Raw genomic sequence first — 20,599 nt, 5'->3', positions numbered from 1 at the left:
CATGCCCGGCTGCTTCAAGCTGCCAGCGGTCAGCGCTGCGCCGGCAGCTCAAGATGATGTTTGCGGCACAACCGATAGACCGTCACCCGCGAGATCTGCATGTGCCGCGCGCACGCCGACACGTTGTAGCCATGCTGGCGCAGGGCCTGCAGCAGTACATCGCGCTCCACCTGGCCACGCGCATCCTGCAGCAGCGCGCGCCGTGCGGGCGCATCGGGTTCGACCAGATCCAGGTCGGCCGCGCTGATCAGTTCTCCCTCCGCCACGATCGCCGCCCGCTGTACGCGGTTCAACAGTTCGCGCACGTTGCCCGGCCAGTCGAACCCACGCATCGCCTGGTGCGCGCCAGGATCGAAGCCACGTGCACGGCCGGCATGACGTTGGCGGAATGCGCGCAGGAAGTGTTCGGCCAGCAACAGGACATCGGCGCCACGTTCGCGCAGCGATGGCATCGGCAGGCGCAGCACGTTGAGGCGGTAATAGAGATCGCGCCGGAAGCGGCCGTGGGCGACTGCCTGCTCCAGTTCGACATGGGTGGCCGCCAGCACGCGCACATCCACCCGCAGTGGCTGGTTGCTGCCCACCCGTTCCAGCGTGCCCTCCTGCAGCACCCGCAGCAGGCTGGTCTGCGCATCCGCGGGCAGGTCGCCAACCTCATCGAGGAATACGGTGCCGCCGTGGGCCGCTTCGAACAGGCCGATGCGACGCTGGGAGGCACCGGTGAAAGCGCCACGCTCGTGGCCAAACAGTTCGGACTGGACCAGGTTGGCGGGAATGGCGCCGCAGTTCACCGCCAGGAAGGGCTTTCCCGCACGCCCGGACAGCGCATGCAGCGCCTGCGCGGCCAGCTCCTTGCCGGTGCCGGTCTCGCCCGTCACCAGCACCGGCAGCTCGACCGGGGCGAACTTGTGCAGGGCAGCGCGGACGGCCAGCAGGGGGGCGCTGTTGCCGATCAGTGCGGGAAGACCGCCACCGTTGTGGGTCGCGGCAAGCGGCACGTCGTCGCCGTCGCACTGGCGCTGCATCGCCGACAGGAGATCGGGAAGCTCCAGCGGCAGCGAGAACTGATCCTGGCAGGCCCGCAGCAGCGCCCCCCAGGCCGGTGGAGGACTGCCCAGCCCCGCGGGCAGCACGGCCAACCACGGCAGGTGATGGTGCTTTTCGATCCACGGCAGCAGCAACTGCGCCGCCTCTGCATCCAGATGGCGAAGATCGACCACGGCGACCAGATGGTCGCGGCCGCGCAGGCCAATGGCCATGGCAGGTGCCGGGCTGACACAGCGAAGTTGCCAGCCGGCGGCCGCCAGCGCGCCGCGCTCGGCTGCCGGTGGCTGGCCAAACCAGATCACGCAGCGCGATGGAATCTCCAGGCTTGCCGCCATGCCTTCCCCCAGCATCCGGGCAACGCGAGCGGCAGACGGGCCATCTCGGCGTGCCGCCCCACGCCGGGATGCTGCGGCCGCACGTGGGTGGCCGGTTGCGGCCCAACCGGACCGTGACATCAATGACCAACGCAGCATGCGTCGACCAGCGGCCATGCTTTCGGTCAGCCAACAAAAAAGCCGCTGCAGGGCAGCGGCTTGTCAGGTCACGCGTGGGCGGCCTCGAATCAGAGATCGACCCGGCGGGCCTGCATGAACTTGTTGCCCCAGTAGCCACTGAGCAGGGTGTCGACGCGGACGTCCTTGCCGGTGCTCGGGGCATGCAGGAAGCGGCCGTCGCCCACATAGATGCCGACGTGGTCGACCCGGCCCTTGCGGCCGAAGAACACCAGATCGCCTGCGGCCAGGGCGGCGCGGTCGTTGATCAGTTCGGCATTGGCGTCATGTGCCATTTCACGCGAGACGCGCGGCAGCTCGATGCCCAGAGCCGAGCGGAACACATAACCGACCAGGCCGCTGCAGTCGAAGCCGCTGTCTGGATTGCTGCCACCCCAACGGTAGGGGGTGCCAAGCAGGGTCATGGCCCGGCGCAGCAGCGACTGCACCTTGCCGTTGTCGGCAGCGTTGCCGACCACGATGCTGCCATTGGCGGCGCTACTGGTGTCGTAATTGGCGAGCAGGCGGCTGAGGTCACCGGCCACCATGGCCGAGCGGTCCATCAGGGGAATGGTGTCATTGGCGGCCAGATGCGGCAGCAGGGCGGCCAGGGTGGCGCTGGCGGCGGCATCGGCGCGGCTGCGCTGCGGAGCGGTGGCGTCGGCCTTGGCGGCTGCGCGGGGGGCGGTCTCGGCGGTCGAAGCCGGGGTCGCATCGGTACGGGTGGGAGCGGACTGCGACCAGGCCGGAAGGCTGGTCAGACACAATGCCAAGCCCAGCAGAAGCGGGCGGACACTACGCGAAGAAGCGGCGGTCTGGCCTTGGCACGTCGGGTCGTTTGTCGTCACGCGTCGGTCACAAGGAAAAAAACGATGGGGCATCATGCCCTGTAAAAGCGGTAATAAGTTAAAAATTCCGTTAGTAAATCGTTAGTTTCATAGTGATGGTTGTCACAGTTTTTAACATATCGCCTGTTCATTTTAGCGAAGGACGCGTTTTGCCCCTGTGTAGTGGTCCTTCCAATAGGGGCCGCTGAGCGAATCCAGGCGGACCGTTCCGCCGGTGCTCGGGGCATGCACGAATCGACCTTCGCCGACGTAGATCCCCACGTGACTGACACTGCCGCGGCTGCCAAAAAAGACCAGGTCGCCGGTTGCCAGGCGCTTCGGGTCGATCTTCGGGCCCTGTACCGCCGCCAGGTCGCGTGAGGTCCGCGGCAGCTTCAGGTCCAGCATTTCACGGTAGACGTAGGCGACCAGGCCGCTGCAGTCGAAGCCGGATTCGGGCGTGTTGCCGCCATAGCGGTAGGGCGTGCCGACCAGGCTGATGGCACGCATCAGCACCGAATTGGCGGCCTCGGGGTTGTCCGGCGTGGTGCTGGGCCAGCTTGCCGAAGGCGGTGGCGGGGCGGAACGAACGGCCTTGCCGCCGCCGCAGGCGGTCAGCAGCAGGGGCAGGGCGAGCAGCAGGGCGGGCGCGAGGCGCCGGCGCGTGCCGGACGAAACTGGCGTGATGTGCATGTTCTCCGGATAATGCGCGACCTTGGATTGGCCGTCATGATGGCGGCGTCCCCGCCGGGCGACAACCCGCCCCAACCCGCCTGCCTCCGGCAGATCCAGACAGAGTTGCGCATGAAGATCGAAAAAGACCGCGTTGTCCGCTTCCACTACACCGTCTCCGAGGCCGGCCAGGAGCCGATCGAATCGTCCAAGGACCGCGGCGAGCCGCTGGCGATCCTGATCGGCCACGGCAACATCATCCCGGGCCTGGAAAACGCCATGATGGACAAGGAAGCCGGCGCGACCTTCGACGTCGACGTCAAGGCGGCCGATGCCTACGGCGAGCGCCGTGATGGCCTGTCCCAGCGCGTGCCGAAGAAGCATTTCGGTACCGCCAAGCTGGTCCCGGGCCAGCAGGTCGTGCTGCAGACCAACTTCGGCCCGCGTGCCGTGACCGTGCAGAAGGTCGGCATGAGCGTGGTCGACGTCGACCTGAACCACCCGATGGCCGGCAAGGACCTGCATTTCGACGTCGAGATCGTCGACGTGCGCGAAGCCGGCAAGGAAGAGCTCGAACACGGCCACGTCCACGGCGACGGCGGTCACCAGCACTGATCGCGCTGCGATCGTGATGGCAGCAACGGCCCGCTTCGGCGGGCCGTTGCGTATGTGGAACAGGGCGGAGCCATCCATGGTCCGCAGGCCGGCGGCATAATGACGGACCTGCACGCCGGATGCCCCGTGAACACCGCTTCCCCTTCCCTGCAACCGGTGGCTTCCGGCGAACGCATCGCCCTGCTGGACGTACTGCGCGGGTTTGCCCTGCTGGGCATCCTGCTGATGAACATCGAGGCCCTCAGCGGGCCGCTGGACCTGGCCTTTACGGGCATCGACGCGCATTGGCAGGGCATCGACTACTGGGCCGATGCCTTCGTCTATGTGTTCGTGCAGGGAAAATTCTTCACCCTGTTCTCGCTGCTGTTCGGGGCGGGCTTTGCGGTGATGGCCCAGCGTGCCGAGGCAGCGGGCCGCCCGTTCACGCCGTTCTACCTGCGCCGCAGCGCCGGGCTCCTGCTGATCGGCCTGTGCCACGCATTGCTGGTCTGGTCCGGCGACATCCTGGTGTTGTATGCCTTGGCCTCGCTGCCGTTGCTGGCCTGCCGCGAAGCACCGCGCAGCTGGCTGCCGTGGATGGGGCTGCTGGTGTATGCACTGGGTGTCGCGCTGATGCTGCTGGTCGGCGCAATGGTGTCGATGGCCACCCCGCAGGACCTGCAGAAAATGCTGGTCGACGCGCAGCAGGGCATCGACCAGCAACGTCTGGTGTATGGCCAGGGCGACTGGATGCAGGCCAACGTGCAGCGCCTGCATGAGTTCGGCGCGTCGCTGGGCGGCATGTTCATTTCCGGACCCGAAGTGCTGGGTATGTTCCTGCTGGGTGCCTGGTTCGCTGGCAGCGGCGCATTGACCGCGCCCGAGCGTTTCCCCCGGTTGTATGCCGGCCTGCGCTGGGTCGCGCTGCCTCTGGGCCTGCTGGTCACCCTGGCGGGTGTGTTGTGGAAGCCCTATCTGGCGCCGGGTGTCTATGACCTGCCGACCACTGCGGCAATGGCACTGGTGGCCGTGGGTGGCGTGCCGACGTGCCTGGGCTACCTGGCCTGGATCGTGCACTGGCGCGCGCGCATGGGCTGGCTGGCGCCGGTCGGCCGGATGGCGCTGACCCATTACCTTGGTCAATCGCTGGTCTGTACGTTGCTGTTCTATCACTACGGGCTGGGGTGGTTCGATGCAGTGCCGCGTGCCTGGCAGCTGCTGTTGGCATTGCTGCTGTTCGCTGTGCAGGTAATCCTCAGCCATCTGTGGCTGCGCCGTTTCCGCTTCGGTCCGATGGAATGGCTGTGGCGTGCGATGACATACCAGCAGTGGCCGGCAATGCGCGGTAGGGCCGGGCAGGGCTGATCGATGCCGACTGCGCGTGCATCGTCCTGCGTGGCTGCGTGCATCGCCACGCGTGTCGCTGCATACCCTCACGTCTGGCCTGCAGCGGGCCATGGCATGCTCGCAGCAACATGAGCGCCTGCGCCAGCCAGCTGCCTGTCGATCTTTTCTGCGGGCACGCGCCCGTCATCGATCCTGTTCCCTGTCGACCCGAGCGATTCCGATGAACACTCCCTCTTATGACTACGATCTGATCGTCCTTGGCGGCGGTTCCGCTGGCCTGGCCGGTGCCATCCGCGCTGCGCAGCATGGCAAGCGTGTTGCCCTGCTGGAGCCGGGTGAACTGGGCGGCACCTGCGTGAATGTAGGCTGCGTGCCGAAGAAGGCGATGTGGCTTGCCGCCGATCTGGCCGAGCGCATCGGCCTGGCCAGCGCGATGGGCTTCGACGTGGAGGCGCGTCCGGCGCTGTCGTGGAAGGAACTGGTGATCCATCGCCAGGCCTACATCAGCAACATCCACACCAGTTACCACAAGCGCCTGGATGAAACCGGCGTGGTGCGCATCCCGGCCCGTGGCCATCTGCTGGATGCGCACACCGTGGCGTGCAGTGATGACGTGCAGTACAGCGCTGCACACATCCTCATTGCTACCGGCGCCCATCCGCAGCGGCCCGACATTCCCGGCGCCGAACTGGGCCTGGTGTCCGACGATTTCTTCGACCTGCGCGCGGCACCGGCCGAGGTCGCGATCATCGGCGGCGGCTACATCGCGGTGGAACTTGCCGGGCTGTTGCAGGCGCTGGGCAGCAAGGTGAGCCTGCTGGTACGTGGCAGTCGCCTGCTGGAGCGCTTCGACTACGAGCTGACCGCGCAGCTGGCCGAGAACCTGCGCCAGCAGGGTGTCCGCATCCACTTCGATTACCGCCTGCGTGAGTTGAAGCGCGAGGGCGAACGCGTGCGCGCGTTCGGTCATGATGGTCCGATCGACAGCGTGTTCGACGCCGTGTTCTTCGCGACCGGCCGGCGCGGCAACAGCAGGGATCTCGGTCTGGAGGCACTGGGCATCGGCATCGGCGAACACCAGCAGGTAGAGGTGGACGAGTGGCAGACCACGGCGGTGCCGAGCGTGCATGCGGTCGGTGACATCGCAGGCAAGGTCGGCCTGACGCCGGTTGCCGTGGCTGCATCGCGTCGTCTGATGGATCGTCTGTTTGGTGGCCGCCCGGACGCGAAGATGGACTATGACAACGTGGCCAGCGTGGTGTTCTCGCACCCGCCGCTGGGCGCAGTGGGCATGAGCGAGGAAGACGCACGTGCGCGCTTCGAGCAGGTGACGGTGTACCACAGCCGGTTCCGGCCGATGCTGCAGGCACTGGCCAACGGCACCCAGCGCAGCCTGTTCAAGATGGTCTGTGCCGGGCCGGAAGAGCGTGTGGTGGGTGTACACCTGCTGGGTGAAGCGGCCGACGAGATCCTGCAGGGTTTCGCGGTGGCGGTGAAGATGGGTGCGACCAAGGCCCAGTTCGACGACACGGTGGCGATTCACCCGACGTCTGCTGAAGAAGTGGTGTTGATGCGCTGAGCCGACACTCACGGTAGTGCCGGCCGCTGGCCGGTAACCTCAACAGCAACAGCCGAAGCAACAGCAACAGCGTGCATTCCGTGGGATGGCGGGGTGGGTCCGGTGGCGGGGGCGTGAGCGCCATGGATGGCGCGACCGAGCTTACAGGGACGTACTTGCAGCGTCCCCCGCAACCGGACCCACCCCGCCTTCGACAGATTGCTGCGATCTGTCGGACCGGCGTTCTGTGTTGCTGTTGGTAGGTGTCGACCTTGGTCGACACGTAGATCCACGCCATGCGTGGATCAGGAATTGCAGTGGGCATGAACGGGAATCGGATCGTTCGCCCGGAAGTGCCATGAGACAATTGGAAGCTATCCGGCTCCTTCCAGCCGCCCGTGCGGCCCGTCTTCTTCCTGATGTCTACCTCTTCCACCCGCATTGCCACCACGTCCCCGCGTATCGCCCTGGGCGGCATCGGCCTGGCTGCGATCGGCGCCATTGCCGCATCGGGCAAGGCCATCATCGTCAAGCTGGGGCTGCGCCATGGCGTGGACGCGACCACGCTGCTGGCGCTGCGCATGCTGATGGCGCTGCCCCTGTTCGCGCTGATGGCGGTGTGGGCGTCGCGCCGTGCGGAGCGATTGTCCTGGGCTGACCGCGCACGCGTGCTGTGGCTCGGCTTCACTGGTTACTACCTGTCCAGCCTGCTGGATTTCCAGGGCCTGCAGTACATCAGTGTGACCCTGGAACGGTTGATCCTGTACTTGAACCCGACCCTGGTGCTGCTGATCAACGTGCTGCTGGCGCGGCAGCGGCCGGGTCGCTGGCAGATCGGTGCGCTGGTGCTCAGCTATCTCGGCGTGCTGATCGCGTTCGGCCATGACCTGCAGCGCGAAGGTGGGCAGATCATTCTCGGCAGCCTGCTGGTGCTTGGCAGTGCGCTCAGCTATGCGCTCTATCTGTTCGGCAGCGGTCAGGTGGTCGCCCGTATCGGCGCGGTGCGTCTGACCGCCTATGCCAGCTGCGTGGCCAGTGTGCTGGTGCTGCTGCATTTCACCATCACCCATCCACTGCCGTTGCTGTGGCAGGCCCCCGCTGCGGTGCAGTGGCTGTCGCTGATCAATGCGACGGTCTGCACCGTGCTGCCGGTGCTGGCGATCATGCTGGCGGTGCAGCGCGTCGGCTCGTCGCTGGCCGCGCAGGTGGGTATGCTGGGCCCGGTTTCCACCATCGTGATGAGCCTATGGCTGCTCGACGAACCGATGGGGCCGGCGCAGATCGCCGGCACCGTGCTGGTCCTGCTCGGCGTACTGCTGGTGACGCGGCTGCGCCGCTGACACCGGAGCAGGCGCGTGCGCGCATCCTGGCGGTGATCCATGCGATTCCGCCGGGACAGGTGATGGGCTACGGCCAGGTCGCAATGCGCGCGGGCCTGCCCGGACGCGCCCGGCTGACCGCGCGCATCCTCGGCCAGAATGAGGATCCCACACTGCCCTGGCACCGGGTGCTGCGCTCGGATGGGCGCATCGCCATGGCCGAAGGTTCGGCCGGCTGGCGCGAACAATCGCAGCGGCTGCGTGCGGAGGGTGTCGTCGTGGAAAACGGCCGAGTGCGGATGCCCGCGACCGACCCGGCGGCGGCGCTGGATGCGGCCGTATGGGGACCGGGTTGATCGCTGCCTGCGACTGAACGGGCGACCGTCCGCTCGGGTCAAAAAGGGCCGGTGCTGCGGCTATGATGGAGGCCGTTCCATGCCGGTGTCCCCATGTTCCCGCGACTGCCAACCGTTACCAAGGCCCTGTTGATCGCCAACGCGATCCTGTTTCTGCTGCAGCAGCCGTTCCTGCTCGGCATGCAGACCTTCGAACCGTTCATGCTGCAGCCGCTGCAGCAGGGCTTCGATGCGTTCTCGCCGGGTGGCAACTTCCAGCCGTGGCAGCTACTGACCTACGGCTTCCTGCATGGCAGCTTCGGGCATCTGTTCTTCAACATGCTGGCTGTCTTCATGTTCGGCGCGCCGCTGGAACAGACCTGGGGCGAGAAGCGCTTCCTGATCTACTACCTGGTGTGCGTTGTCGGCGCCGGCCTGTGCCAGTTGCTGGTCGGCACGATGCTGGAGAACCCGGCCACGGTGCTGGGTGCTTCCGGTGGTGTGTTCGGCCTGCTGCTGGCCTATGGCATGCTGTTCCCCAACCAGCGGGTGATGCTGCTGTTCCCGCCGATCCCGATGAAGGCGCGTACGTTCGTGATCCTGTTCGGCGTGGGCGAGCTGGTGCTGGGCATGACCGGCTGGCAGCCGGGCGTGGCCCACTTCGCGCACCTGGGCGGCATGCTGTTCGGCTGGCTGCTGATCCGCTACTGGCGTGGCCAACCGCCGTTCAACAAGCGTCGTCCCCCCGGCCCGCCGAAGCGCCCGAATCATCTGCGCAGCGTCAAATGAGCCGCAGGCTCATTTGACGCCGGTAGATGCCAACCTTGGTTGGCAATCATCTCTGCCACGTTGTGCCAACCAAGGTTGGCGCCTACCAACAGCGGGCAATGCAGGCGGCGGGTTGTACCCACATCCACGCATGGCGTGGATCTACTGGTCCTGCAGCACCACCTGCGCCGCATTGTGCCCGGGCGCACCGGTCACCCCGCCGCCCGGATGCGTGCCCGCGCCGCACAGGTAAAGGCCGGGCAAGGCGCCGCGATAGCCGGCCTGGCCGACCATCGGCCGTGCCGAGAACAGCTGGTTGGCGCTGAGCGCACCGTGGAAGATGTCGCCGCCGATCAGCCCGAACGTCCGTTCCAGGTCCAACGGTGAAAGCGCCTGTCGACCGAGCACGCTGTCGGCGAAGCCGGGGGCGTAGTGATCGACGGTAGCGATCATCAGGTCGGCGACGGTATCCCGGTGGTCATCCCAGTGACGGCCATCGGGCAGCTCCGGCGCCACGTGCTGGCAGAACAGGCTCGCCACATGCTGGCCGGGTGGCGCCAGCGAGTCGTCCAGCGTGCTCGGAATCAGCATCTCCACGATCGGCTCGCGCGACCAGCCATCGCGGCGTGCATCCAGCCAGGCACGGTCCATGTAATCCAGGCTGGGCGCCATGATGATGCCGGCACTGAGGTGGTCGCCGGGGCCGGGCAGGGCGCGGAAATCCGGTAGCCGCGACAGCGCCACGTTCATCCGGAACGTGCCCGAGCCGCAGCGCCAGTTCGCCATGCGTTCGCGGGTGGTGGCGGGAACCTGGGCGGGCTGAAGCAGTTGTTCGTACAGCAGCTTCGGATTCACGTTGGCCACCACGGCACGTGCGCGCAGGCTCTCGCCGCCGGACAGCGCGACGCCGACCACGCGTCCGTCTTCAACCAGCAGGCGCTGCACGCCGGCATCCACGCGCAGCTCGGCACCGGCCGCACGCGCGGATGCGGTGATGGCCTGGCTGATCGCACCCATGCCACCGATGGCGTGGCCCCAGGCGCCCTTGACCCCGTTGCACTGGCCGAACACGTGATGCAGCAGCACGTAGGCGCTGCCGGGCGTGTAGGGGCTGGCGTAGTTGCCAACAATGCCATCGAAGCCGAACAGGGCCTTGATCGGCTCGCTCTCGAACCAGCGGTCCAGGTATTCGGCGGCCGACAGCGTGAACAGATCCAGCAGTTCCTGCCGCAATGCAGGATCGAGTGCGGCCAGCTCGCGCCCCAGCCGGCCCATCTGCCACAGCGCGGGCAGCGCGCGCCAGCCAGCTGTCACCCCGAGGTCGGGCGGCGGACGCAGCGCCCAGTCGCGCAGCACGTCGGCAAATACTTCCAGGCGCGCTTCATAGGCGGGCAGCGCCTGCGCATCGCGCTCGGAAAATTTCGCCACTTCCGCCTGGGTGCGGCCCGGTGCAGACAGCAGGTAGCGACCATCGGGCAATGGCAGGAAGTTGTTGGCCGGCCGCGCGACGATGCGCAGCCCGTGCGCATGCAGCTGCAGTTCCTCGATCACCTTCGGCTGCAGCAGCGACACCGTGTACGAGGCCACCGAGTTGCGGAAGCCGGGATGGAACTCTTCGGTGACCGCCGCACCGCCGAGTACACCGCGGCGCTCCAGCACCAGCACCCGTTGCCCCGCGCGCGCCAGGTACGCCGCACACACCAGCCCGTTGTGGCCGCCGCCAACGATGATCGTGTCCCACGTCGTCATGCGTTGCGGATCGCCGCGTCGATGGTGGCGATGTCGATCTTCTTCATCGGCATCATCGCGTTGAAGGCGCGCTTGGCCAGGGCCTTGTCCTTGCTGGTCACCGCTTCGATCAGCATGCGTGGGCTGATCTGCCAGGAAATGCCCCAGCGGTCCTTGCACCAGCCGCATTGGCTCTCCTGGCCACCATTGCCGACGATGGCATTCCACAGGCGATCGGTCTCGTCCTGGTCCTCGGTGGAAATCTGGAACGAGAACGCTTCGCTGTGCTTGAAGGTCGGGCCGCCATTGAGGCCGACACAGGGGACACCGCAGACCGTGAATTCGACGGTGAGGACGTCGCCCTGCTTGCCATCGGGGAAGTCGCCTGGCGCGTGGTGCACGGCGGTTACTTCACTGTCGGGAAAGGTCTTTGCGTAGAACGTGGCGGCCTCGAGTGCACCGTTGTCGTACCAGACGCAGATCGTGTTCTTGTGAGCCATGGCGGGGCTCCGCAGTGGACGAAGGCGCAGCGATAGCATGGGTCGTGTTAATGCCGGATCGTGCTGCACTGCGGGAGCTGGCGGCGTCGCGCTACCATGGGCAGACGACACGACAGGGACGATGCGTGAAGATCCTGATTCTGGGTGGATATGGGGTGTTCGGGGGGCGTCTGGTCCGCTTGCTGGCGGACCTGCCGATGCTGGAACTGCTGATCGGTGGCCGCAACCTGGTGGCGGCGCAGGCCTTCTGTGCAAGCTACGTGGGGCAATCGACACTGCGCCCGCTGCAGGTCGACCGGCAACAGTTGGCCACGGCCCTGCAGGCCGAGCGACCGGACCTCGTGGTGGATGCCTCCGGTCCTTTCCAGGACTACGGCGAACATCGCTACGCGGCGATCGAAGCCTGCATCGCTGCCGGCATTGATTATCTGGACTTCGCCGACGCGGCGGACTTCGTATTCGGCGTTTCGCAGTACGACGCGCAGGCCAGGGCGGCCGGTATCTACGTGCTGTCCGGCGTCAGCAGCTTCCCGGTATTGACTGCGGCGGTGCTGCGCGAGATGGCCTCGCACATGGACATCGTCAGCGTGGAAGGCGGCATCGCGCCATCGCCGTATGCCGGCATCGGCCTGAACGTGATGCGTGCGGTGGTCGGCTATGCCGGTTCGCCGGTGAAGCTGCGCCGCAACGGTCGCGACGGGCACGGCATCGGCCTGGCCGAGAGCCGCCGCTTCACCGTCGCGGTGCCGGGGCGGCTGCCGCTGCGCAACCTGCATTTCTCGTTGGTGGATGTGCCTGATCTGCAGGTGCTGCCACCCGAACATCCGACGATGACCGACATCTGGATGGGGGCTGGCCCGGTGCCGGAAATCCTGCATCGCGTGCTGAACCTGCTGGCCAAGGCGCGGCTGCACCTGAAACTACCGTCGCTGGAGCCGTGCTCGCGGTTGTTCTACACCGTATTGAACCTGATGAAGTTCGGTGAACATCGCGGCGGCATGATCGTACGCGCGGTGGGCACCCGCGATGGTGCGCGCATCGAACAGAGCTGGCACCTGCTGGCCGAGGCCGATGACGGTCCGTACATTCCGTCGATGGCGATCGAGGCGGTAATCCGCAAGCAGCTGGCCGGTGATCGGCCGACGCCTGGGGCGCGCGCGGCCACGCATGCGCTGGAGTTGAGCGACTACGACCGCCTGTTTGAAGGCCGCACCATCCACACCGGTTTCCGCCGGGACATGCCGGGTGCCAGCCTGTACCAGCGCGTGCTTGGCAGCGCATACGCGCAACTGCCGGCCAGCGTGCAGGCGTTGCACGCACCGTCTGCAGCCAAGCGCTGGAGCGGCACGGCATCGGTCGAACGTGGTCGCGGGCTGCTGTCGCGGTTGCTGGGGAAGGTGTTCGGCTTTCCCGCGGCGGGCGAGAGTCTGCCGGTCAGTGTGGAGTTCACCCCGGAGGCCGGCGGTGAGCGCTGGACGCGGACCTTTGCGGGCCGTCGTTTCTCTTCGCTGCAGACGCAGGGGCAGGGGCGCAACGAGGCACTGCTGGTCGAGCGCTTCGGCGTGATCTCGGTAGCGTTGGCGCTGCTGGTCGACAACGGGCGGCTGCAACTGGTGCCACGACGCTGGTCGCTGTTGGGCATGCCGTTGCCGCAATGGCTGCTGCCGGGGGAAAACAGTTTCGAGAGTGATGAGGACGGATGCTTTGTCTTCGACGTGGAGATCGGCGCGCCAGTGGTGGGGCGGATCGTGCATTACAGGGGAACGTTGAGGCCGGGTTGATGCCCATCCACGAAAAGGGCGCCACGAAGGCGCCCTTTCCGTTACGGCTATTGCATCAACCTCAGCGCCAGACCTTGATCTGCTCGGCGTCGGTACGCTGCATCGGCTGGCCCGGCTTGCAGCTGAAGCTGGCGCCGAACGCCGGCAGGTTCGACAGCGGGCCGTTGGTGCGCCAGCGGCCCGGTGCACGGATGTCGGCGGTCAGGCGGCGTGCGGCCTCGTTCGGCGACAGCTGCTGCGGCCACAGCGCGGCCCAGGCGCGGAAGAAGCCCTGCTGCTGTGCCGGCTTGGCCTTCGGCTCCTGCGCGGTGTAGGCGGCCCAGGCCAGTTCCAGACCGGCGATGTCGGCCAGGTTCTCTTCCTGGGTCAGCGTGCCGTTGACCTTGGCTCCCTTCACGCCGGGGAACTCGTAGGCGCCGTACTGCGTGGCGACACGGCTGCCGAGCAGGGTCCAGGCGGTCTTGTCGGCCGGCGTCCACCAGCTGCGCAGTTCACCCTTGGCATCGACCAGCGCACCCTTGGCGTCGATCGCGCGGGTCAGCTCGTGGCCGACCAGGCCACCGAAGCTGCCGAACTTGTCGGCGGCATCGGCCTTGGCGTTGAACACCGGACCCTGCAGGATCGCGGCGGTGACGATCAGCCGGTTCTGCGCCAGGTCATAGGCCAGCGACGGCTGCTGCGGCAGCACGTCCCAGCGGCGGTCGGCGTTGCCCTTGCCGATGCGCTTCATTTCCTCGCGGTGACGCCAAGTCGAAGCGATCAGCATGTTGCCGCCGAACGAACCACGGCCCATCGGCTGCACGCTGTAATCCAGGTCGCGCAGCGGGGTGCCGATCTCGATCTTCAGCGCGGCCAGCTTGGCCTGCGCTTCGGTCTTGGCCTCGGCGCTCATCCAGCTGTTGTTCTTGACCGCCTCGATCTGCACTTCGCGCACCTTGTCGACGATCCACGCCGCCTGGCGACGGTCTTCGGCAGACAGGTAACGCGCGGCGTATTCGCGGCCGACCATCGGGCCAGCGGCCACGTTGATCGCGTCCAGCACGCTTTCCCAGCGCTGCGGCGGCAGGGTCTCGCCACGCAGCACGCGGCCACGGAATTCGAACTCCGCATCGCGGTACGCCTTGGACAGGTAAGGTGCCATCGAGTCACCCACGCGCCAGCGCAGGTAGGCCTTCCACTGGTCCGGCTTGAGCTTGGTGACCATGCCGTCGAGCTGCTTGAACAGCGCCGGATCGGCCAGCGAGACCAGGTCATCGTTGACGCCCTGCGCCTTCAGGAACGCATCCAGCTGCAGGTTGCGATAGCGGCTGTTGAGGTCCTTGGTGGAGATCGGCGCGTAGTTGTTGAACGGGTTGTTGATGCCCGCCAGCGACTGCGCGTTGCGGGCCAGTTCGGTTTCCAGCGCGATCACTGCCTGCGACTCGGCGTCCAGCTTGGCCGCCGGGGTGCCGGTCAGTGCCAGGATCTGCTTGACGTAGTTGCGGTAGCGGCCCATCAGCGCGACGGTGTCGGCGTCGGTGCGGGTATAGAAGGCCGGATCAGGCAGGCCCATGCCGCCCTGCATGAAGTAACCGATGTGGCGGTCCAGTGCCTTCAGGTCCACGTCCGGACCGAAGTTGAAGGCCACCGGGATGCCGACCTGGTGCAGCGCAGCGATCGAGGCGGGAATGTCCTTGGCCTTCTTGATCGCGTTGATGCGGGTCAGCAACGGCGCGATCGGGTTGGAACCATCGGCCTCCACTGCAGCTTCGTCCAGGCCGCTGGCCCAGAAGTCGCCCAGCAGCTTCTGCACGTTGCCCTGCGGCGCCTTCATCGAGGCTTCCAGCAGCTCACGCTGCTGCTGACGGCTGCGGTCGACCAGCTGGCCCAACGCGGTGGCGGCACCGATCTGCGGCACCGGGTTGGCCTTCAGCCAGCCCGCGTTGGTGGCGTCGTAGAAATCGCTGCACTGCGCACTGACGGCCGGGGCGCGCGCGGCCTTCTTCTTGGCGGCGAACGCATCGTGGGTCGGAACCAGGGTCGCCAGGCTGATGCCCAGGGCGATGGCAAGCGGACGGAAGTTGGGCATGTAGAACGAATCCGTGATGGATTGAGGGCGGGCGAACTATAGCAAGCCGGGCATGGGCGCGGCATGCACGCATCACGGTGCATCCGCCGGGCATGGCCCGGCGCTACCGGGTGGGTGGCATGGGCACGGCATGCACGCATCGCGGTGGTTCTTCGCGCCATGCGCCGACCAAGGTCGGCCTCCATCAACGGCTTGGGCCAGCGCCGGCGCCAGTAGAGCCACACCACGCGTGGATGGTTGGCGCCGCAAAAAAACAAAGGCCCGGGAAATCCCGGGCCTCTGCAGGCAAACCGTGGCCTCAGCCGTGGCTTACCAGATCACCACCTGCGAGTCGCCGGTGCGCGACATCGGCGTACCCGGCTTGCACTGGAAGGCCGCGGTGAAGGTCGGCAGGTTCGACGGCGCACCGATGGCGCGGAACTGCGCCGGCGCGTGCGGGTCGGTTGCCAGGCGGACCTTGGCGTTCTCCGGGGTGTACTTGGTGCGCCACACGGTAGCCCAGTTGAAGAAGAAGCGCTGATCGCGGGTGAAGCCATCGATCTTCGCGTCTTCCTTGCCGGCCGACGCCTTCTGCAGTGCGTCGTAGGCGGTGGCCAGGCCACCCAGGTCGGCGATGTTCTCGCCCAGGGTCAGATGGCCGTTCACGGCCTGGCCGTCGACCTTGTACTGGTCGAACTGCTTGACCAGCTTGCCGGTCAGGCCAGCGAAGTTCTTCGAATCGGCTTCGGTCCACCAGTTCTCGAAGTTGCCGGTCGGCCCGAAGCGGCTGCCCTGGTCGTCGTAACCGTGGGTCATTTCGTGGCCGATGACCGCACCGATACCGCCGTAGTTCAGCGCGTCGTCGGCCTTCGGGTCGAAGAACGGCGGCTGCAGGATGGCGGCCGGGAACACGATCTCGTTCTGCAGCGGGTTGTAGTAGGCGTTGACCGTCTGCGGGGTCATGCCCCACTCGGTCTTGTCCACCGGCTTGCCGATCTTGGCCAGGTTGTACTGGTAGTTGAACGCGGTGGCCGCGCGTACGTTGCCCAGGTAGCTGTCACGGTTGGTCTGCAGGCCCGACCAGTCACGCCACTTGTCCGGGTAACCGATCTTCGGAGTGAAGGTTTCCCACTTGGCGATCGCCTTGGCCTTGGTCTCTTCGCTCATCCAGGACAGGCCCTGGATGCGTTCCTTCAGCGAGGCGGCCAGGTTCTTCACCAGCTCTTCCATCTTCGCCTTGGCTTCCGGCGAGAAGGCGACCTTCACGTACAGCTGGCCGAAGGCTTCGCCGGCGTCGCTCTCGATGGTGCCCAGCACGCGCTTCCAGCGCGGCTTCTGTTCCTTCTGGCCATTGAGGGTCTTGCCGTAGAACTCGTAGTTTTCCTGCACGAAGGCATCAGCCAGGTACGGCGAAGCGCTGTCCACGGTGTGGAAGCGCAGGTAGGCGCGCCACACCGACGGATCGGTGTCGCCCAGCGCCTTGCTCACTTCCTGGTGGAAGGCCGGGATGGCCAGCGAGAACTTCTCCGGCGCGGCCACGTTCTGCGACTTGAAGAACTCGGTCCAGCTGAAGTTCGGGGTCAGCGCATCGGCCTCGGCCAGGCTGACCGGGTGGTAGTACAGCGAGACATCGCGCGACAGCTCGACGCTGGACTTGGATGCCTTGGCCAGGCGGGTCTCGAACTTGACGACTTCTTCAGCCTGCTTGGCAGCATCGGCAGCGGCGACGCCGGACAGTTCCAGCACCTTGGCCACGTGGGCCTGGTAGGCCTTCAGCTTGTCTGCCTTGGACGCGTCGGTATAGAAGGTCTTGTCCGGCAGGCCCAGGCCGCCCTGGCTGGCGTAGGCCATGTTCACGGCCGAGTTCTTGAAGTCGGCTTCGGCGCCGAAGCCGAACAGCACGTTCTCGCCCTTGGCGGCGCTGGTGCGCAGGTAGTTGGCGATGGCGGCCTTGTCCTGCAGGCCATCGATCGCAGCCAGGTCGGCCTTCAGCGGCTCGATGCCCTGGGCGTTGACCTTGGCTTCGTCCATGCCGGTGGCCCACAGGTCGCCGACGATCTTCTCGATGCCGGCCGGGTTCTTGACCTGCGCGACCTGCTCGGCCAGCTGGTGCTGCACGGCCACCGAACGCTCGTCGAGGATGGTGAAGGCGCCCCAGCTGGTGCGGTCGCCCGGAATCTCGTTGGCGGCCAGCCACTTGCCGTTGACGTAGTCGCCGAAGGCGGTGCAGGCGTCAAGGTTGCTGTCCAGATCGCTGGCCTGGAAGGCGTTGTAGGCGGGCAGCTTGCTCTCGTCGAGCTTGTAGGTGGTGGCGGCGTCGGCCGCGGCCGGCGTGGAGGCGGTGGCATCCTTTGCCGGGGTTTCGTTCTTGCCGCAGCCGACCAGCGCGGCCGAAACGGCCAGGGTCAGCAGCACGATCTTGGGAGTACGGGTCACTTGAATGGCCTCCAGGCCGAGTGAGTCAGGGAAGGGCCGTGGTGACGGCCGTGGGCCGAACGATACGCCGCCGGCCCGCACTGCAAGGGTGTCGAAGGTCATGGCCGGGCGCAAGGGCCTTGCCGGCACCGGAAAAAGACAGACCCGGCAAAAGCCGGGTCTGTCGGGGGTACTGCATTTGTTGCTGGATCAGAACTTGTACTTCAGACGCACGAACGGGGTGCGGCCGTAGTAGTCGTACTGGGTGGCGAACGGGTGGGTGTTGCCGTAGCGCGAGGAGTACACGCTGCTGGAGATCAGCGGCGGCTTGGCATCGAACACGTTCGAGACGCCCACCAGGATCTGCCAATCGGCCTGCTCGTAGCTCACCGAGGCGGTGTGGTACCAGCGGCTGCCAGCGGTGATGTCACGGTACGAATTCGGACGACCCTGATAGGTGAAGGTCTCCGACAGGTCCGGGTCCTGGGTCGACGCGATGTACTGGGTCATCCAGTTGTAGGTCCAGTCGCCGCGCTCCAGGCTCAGGCCCAGGTTGCCGACCAGGTCCGGGCGACCGAAATCACCCAGCTGATCGGACGAGGACAGGCCGCTGGCAGCTGCGCTGTCGAACAGCTCGGCGGTGTCTTCAACCGTATAGGTGACCTGCGAATCCAGCGAGAACTTGCCGAAGCTGAACTCGTGTTCCCAGTTCAGGGTCAGATCCCAACCGCGGGTACGCTGGCGGTTGATGTTCAAGTACTGCGCGTACACCTCGGTGACCATGTTGGCGTTGGCACCCGAATTCGGGTTACGACGCATCAGGTCGCAGTACCGGTTCGGATAGGTGGTCGACTCGTAGCAGCCTTCCAGGATGGAGGCTGCACTCAGCGCGGTGATCTGGTCGCTGACTTCGTAGTCGAAGTAGTCGATCGCGATGCTCAGGTCAGCAAATTCCGGGGTGAACACCAGGCCGAGGCTGCGTGCACGCGAGGTTTCCGGCTTCAGGTCGCCGCCAGCGCCGCCGCGGGTGAAGACGGTGGCGCTGCTGTTGCCCGCAGCGGTGTAGTCGCCCGGAATACCGGCAGCGGCGCAGTTGGCAGCTGCGTTGCTGTTGTTGCCTTCGGCCCAGCGGATGCAGGGATCGATGGCGGTCTGCGCCTGGAAGCCGGTCTGGTTACCCAGATACAGCTCGTACAGGCCCGGTGCACGGTAGGAGGTGCCGATGGTGCCGCGCAGACGCAGCGACGGGATGATCTGCCAGTTGACGCCGAACTTCCACACCTTGTCCGAGCCGGACACGGTGTCGTACTTGAAGACGCGGCCCGAGCCATTCAGCGACAGCGACTCGATGCCCGGAACGCCCTTGATGACCGGCACGTCCAGTTCCAGGAAGGCTTCCTTCACCTTCTCATCGCCCTTGGTGCGACCCGCAGTGGTCGAACCCCAGATGTCGGCGAAATCGGCACCCGGCTGGTCGTCGATCTTGTAGTTGCGGTACTCGACACCGACGGCGGTGGCCACGGCACCGGCCGGGAGATCGAACAGCTCACCACTGAACACGGCGTTGACCGTGGTCTGATCGTAGGTGGTCTTGCCCTTGGCCCAGACGCCGAGGATCGAGACCAGCTCGTCGACCTTCGAGCCATTCAGATAGCCAGGATCGAAGTAGTTCGCCGCTGCGGTGCCGGTACCCGGACGGCCGATGTCGCCGCTGATCGAGTTGCGGATGCCGAGGTTGCTGTACTTGCCACTGGAGTGGCTGTAGTTGGCGTTGACTTCCCAGCCCCAGGTGCTGCTGCCGAAGCCGCCATCGAACTTGTTGGCGAAGTAGTAGTAGTCAACTTCGGTCTCCGAAGCTGACTTGAACGGCAGCACCGGCTGGGCGCGGGTGGTGGTGCCCGGGATCAGCACGGTCGGGAAGAACTGGCGCCAGGCGAAGTTGTCCGTGGTGCGGTTGTTGTACAGGAACTGGGTCTTCCAGTTGAACGAGTCAAAGCCGAAGTCAGTGGCAAAGTAGACCGTCTTGCGCTCTTGGCGGTTGATGATCTGGCTCTGACCATAGGCCGGGAAGTTGTACGGCTCCTGATAGGTCGCCAGCGGATTGCCGTTGGCATAGGTCTGGTTCGCGCGCGGACGATAGCCCGGGAACGGACCGACCGTGCTGCCATCAGTGCTGGGCACGTAGCGGGTAGCGCCGACGTCGATGACGTTGTGCAGCATGTTCTGGCAGTTGGCCAGATTGGTGCCGGCCAGGATCGAACGGTCAACGCGGTCGATGCGGTTGCCCTTGTCGTCCCATACGATGTCTTCAGCGCACTTGAAGAAATCGCGGTCGCCGCGGGTCAGTTCGTTCTGGCGATACCATTCCACGGCGGCAACGATGCTGCCGTTGTCGAAGTTCCAGCCGTTGGCCAGCGATGCGGAAAACACTTCGCCGCCGCCCTCGGTCGGAACGCGACCGCTGATGGTCAGTTCCGGACGTTCGAAATTCTTCTTGGTGATCAGGTTGACCACGCCGGCCACGGCGTCGGAGCCATAGATCGAGGACGAACCGTCCTTCACGATCTCGGCGCGCTGCAGGACAGCGGTGGGCAGCACGTTCAGGTCGAATGCGCCGACCGCGCCGCGGGTGCCGGCCGGGCCGGGACGCTGGCCGTCCAGCAGGATCAGCGTGCGGTTCGCGCCCAGGCCACGCAGCGAGAAGGTCTGTACGCCGGTACCACCGTTGGTGGTGAAACCACCGAACTGATTGGTGATCTGCGTTTCGGCGGCGCCGATCGCCGACTTCTGCAGGAATTCACTGACGCTGGTCTGGCCCTGGGCGGCATTGCGCTCGGTGTCGATGGTGAACACCGGCGAGGTGGTCTCGTAGTCCGCCCGACGGATCAGGGAGCCGGTGACCGTGACCTTGTCAAGGTCAGTTGCCTTCTTGTCAGACTTCGAAGCACTTGACGCCGCTGCTTCCTCGCGGGTGGATTCCTGGGCCAGCACCGGAGCTGCCTGCAGGCAGGCAAGCACTGCCAGGGCGAGCGGCAGGCGGCTGGGCGTAATAAGGCGGTTGGTCTTGCGCATTGTGTCGGATCCCCACTTGTTATGCTTCGGTTAACGGAGTGTATGCACAGCGTAAATTAAATGCAACATGAATACCCTCGTTGTGTAACTCACTGTTG

General features: G+C 66.0%; 15 protein-coding genes. 7 read left to right on the top strand and 8 right to left on the bottom strand.

Annotated features, from left to right (window positions below; all coding sequences use genetic code 11):
- Nucleotides 1-29 precede the first annotated feature (29 nt).
- The 3 genes from QP457_RS15650 to QP457_RS15640 form a co-directional block, all read right to left on the bottom strand.
- Nucleotides 30-1,382 carry a sigma-54 dependent transcriptional regulator gene (locus tag QP457_RS15650; RefSeq protein WP_205404786.1) on the bottom strand — a complete coding sequence of 451 codons (1,353 nt, stop codon included), beginning with the start codon at nucleotides 1,380-1,382 and terminating at the stop codon, nucleotides 30-32.
- Between the two features lie 227 nt (nucleotides 1,383-1,609).
- Complete coding sequence (locus QP457_RS15645; protein WP_099819007.1) at nucleotides 1,610-2,386, bottom strand: C40 family peptidase; 777 nt, start codon at nucleotides 2,384-2,386, stop codon at nucleotides 1,610-1,612.
- Nucleotides 2,387-2,518: 132 nt separating this feature from the next.
- A complete protein-coding gene (locus tag QP457_RS15640; protein ID WP_205404805.1) occupies nucleotides 2,519-3,058 on the bottom strand; it encodes a C40 family peptidase in 540 nt (179 codons plus the stop codon).
- A 111-nt stretch (nucleotides 3,059-3,169) separates the two neighbouring features.
- Here QP457_RS15640 and QP457_RS15635 point away from each other — a divergent pair, with 111 nt between their 5' ends.
- From QP457_RS15635 to QP457_RS15610, 6 genes are all read left to right on the top strand, one after another.
- Nucleotides 3,170-3,652 carry a peptidylprolyl isomerase gene (locus QP457_RS15635; RefSeq protein WP_025876084.1) on the top strand — a complete coding sequence of 161 codons (483 nt, stop codon included), beginning with the start codon at nucleotides 3,170-3,172 and terminating at the stop codon, nucleotides 3,650-3,652.
- A 99-nt stretch (nucleotides 3,653-3,751) separates the two neighbouring features.
- Nucleotides 3,752-4,996 carry a DUF418 domain-containing protein gene (locus tag QP457_RS15630; protein WP_205404785.1) on the top strand — a complete coding sequence of 415 codons (1,245 nt, stop codon included), beginning with the start codon at nucleotides 3,752-3,754 and terminating at the stop codon, nucleotides 4,994-4,996.
- A 202-nt stretch (nucleotides 4,997-5,198) separates the two neighbouring features.
- Entirely contained in the window at nucleotides 5,199-6,557 is a 1,359-nt protein-coding gene (gene gorA, locus QP457_RS15625) for a glutathione-disulfide reductase (protein WP_205404784.1), read from the top strand.
- Between the two features lie 398 nt (nucleotides 6,558-6,955).
- Nucleotides 6,956-7,876 carry a DMT family transporter gene (locus tag QP457_RS15620; RefSeq protein ID WP_205404783.1) on the top strand — a complete coding sequence of 307 codons (921 nt, stop codon included), beginning with the start codon at nucleotides 6,956-6,958 and terminating at the stop codon, nucleotides 7,874-7,876.
- Nucleotides 7,783-8,211 carry an MGMT family protein gene (locus QP457_RS15615; RefSeq protein ID WP_240196465.1) on the top strand — a complete coding sequence of 143 codons (429 nt, stop codon included), beginning with the start codon at nucleotides 7,783-7,785 and terminating at the stop codon, nucleotides 8,209-8,211. Before QP457_RS15620 ends, QP457_RS15615 begins: the two co-directional genes overlap by 94 nt.
- Nucleotides 8,212-8,304: 93 nt before the next feature.
- The gene (locus QP457_RS15610; protein WP_180166294.1) at nucleotides 8,305-8,979 is read left to right on the top strand and encodes a rhomboid family intramembrane serine protease; all 675 of its coding nucleotides are present in this window, start codon (nucleotides 8,305-8,307) and stop codon (nucleotides 8,977-8,979) included.
- Between the two features lie 141 nt (nucleotides 8,980-9,120).
- On the opposite strand, the gene QP457_RS15605 is transcribed toward QP457_RS15610, so the two are convergent.
- Complete coding sequence (locus QP457_RS15605) at nucleotides 9,121-10,707, bottom strand: NAD(P)/FAD-dependent oxidoreductase (RefSeq protein ID WP_205404782.1); 1,587 nt, start codon at nucleotides 10,705-10,707, stop codon at nucleotides 9,121-9,123.
- A complete protein-coding gene (locus tag QP457_RS15600) occupies nucleotides 10,704-11,186 on the bottom strand; it encodes a VOC family protein (RefSeq protein ID WP_205404781.1) in 483 nt (160 codons plus the stop codon). Before QP457_RS15600 ends, QP457_RS15605 begins: the two co-directional genes overlap by 4 nt.
- A gap of 125 nt (nucleotides 11,187-11,311) precedes the next feature.
- Between QP457_RS15600 and QP457_RS15595 the strand changes: the two genes are divergently transcribed.
- Nucleotides 11,312-12,967: an SDR family oxidoreductase gene (locus QP457_RS15595; RefSeq protein WP_205404780.1), complete on the top strand. Its 1,656-nt coding sequence runs from the start codon at nucleotides 11,312-11,314 to the stop codon at nucleotides 12,965-12,967.
- Nucleotides 12,968-13,028: 61 nt separating this feature from the next.
- Here QP457_RS15595 and QP457_RS15590 read toward each other — a convergent pair whose 3' ends face one another.
- The 3 genes from QP457_RS15590 to QP457_RS15580 form a co-directional block, all read right to left on the bottom strand.
- Nucleotides 13,029-15,035 (bottom strand): M13 family metallopeptidase, encoded by a 2,007-nt coding sequence (locus tag QP457_RS15590; RefSeq protein ID WP_205404779.1) that lies wholly within the window; start codon nucleotides 15,033-15,035, stop codon nucleotides 13,029-13,031.
- Nucleotides 15,036-15,344: 309 nt separating this feature from the next.
- On the bottom strand, nucleotides 15,345-17,450 hold the full coding sequence (locus QP457_RS15585) for a M13-type metalloendopeptidase (protein WP_100553135.1): 2,106 nt from the start codon (nucleotides 17,448-17,450) through the stop codon (nucleotides 15,345-15,347).
- A gap of 189 nt (nucleotides 17,451-17,639) precedes the next feature.
- Entirely contained in the window at nucleotides 17,640-20,501 is a 2,862-nt protein-coding gene (locus QP457_RS15580) for a TonB-dependent receptor (RefSeq protein WP_205404778.1), read from the bottom strand.
- Nucleotides 20,502-20,599 lie beyond the last annotated feature (98 nt).

The sequence above is a fragment of the Stenotrophomonas sp. As-7 genome, assembly GCF_030291015.1.
GTDB lineage: Bacteria > Pseudomonadota > Gammaproteobacteria > Xanthomonadales > Xanthomonadaceae > Stenotrophomonas > Stenotrophomonas lactitubi.
This window is presented reverse-complemented; position numbering and strand designations above follow the sequence as displayed.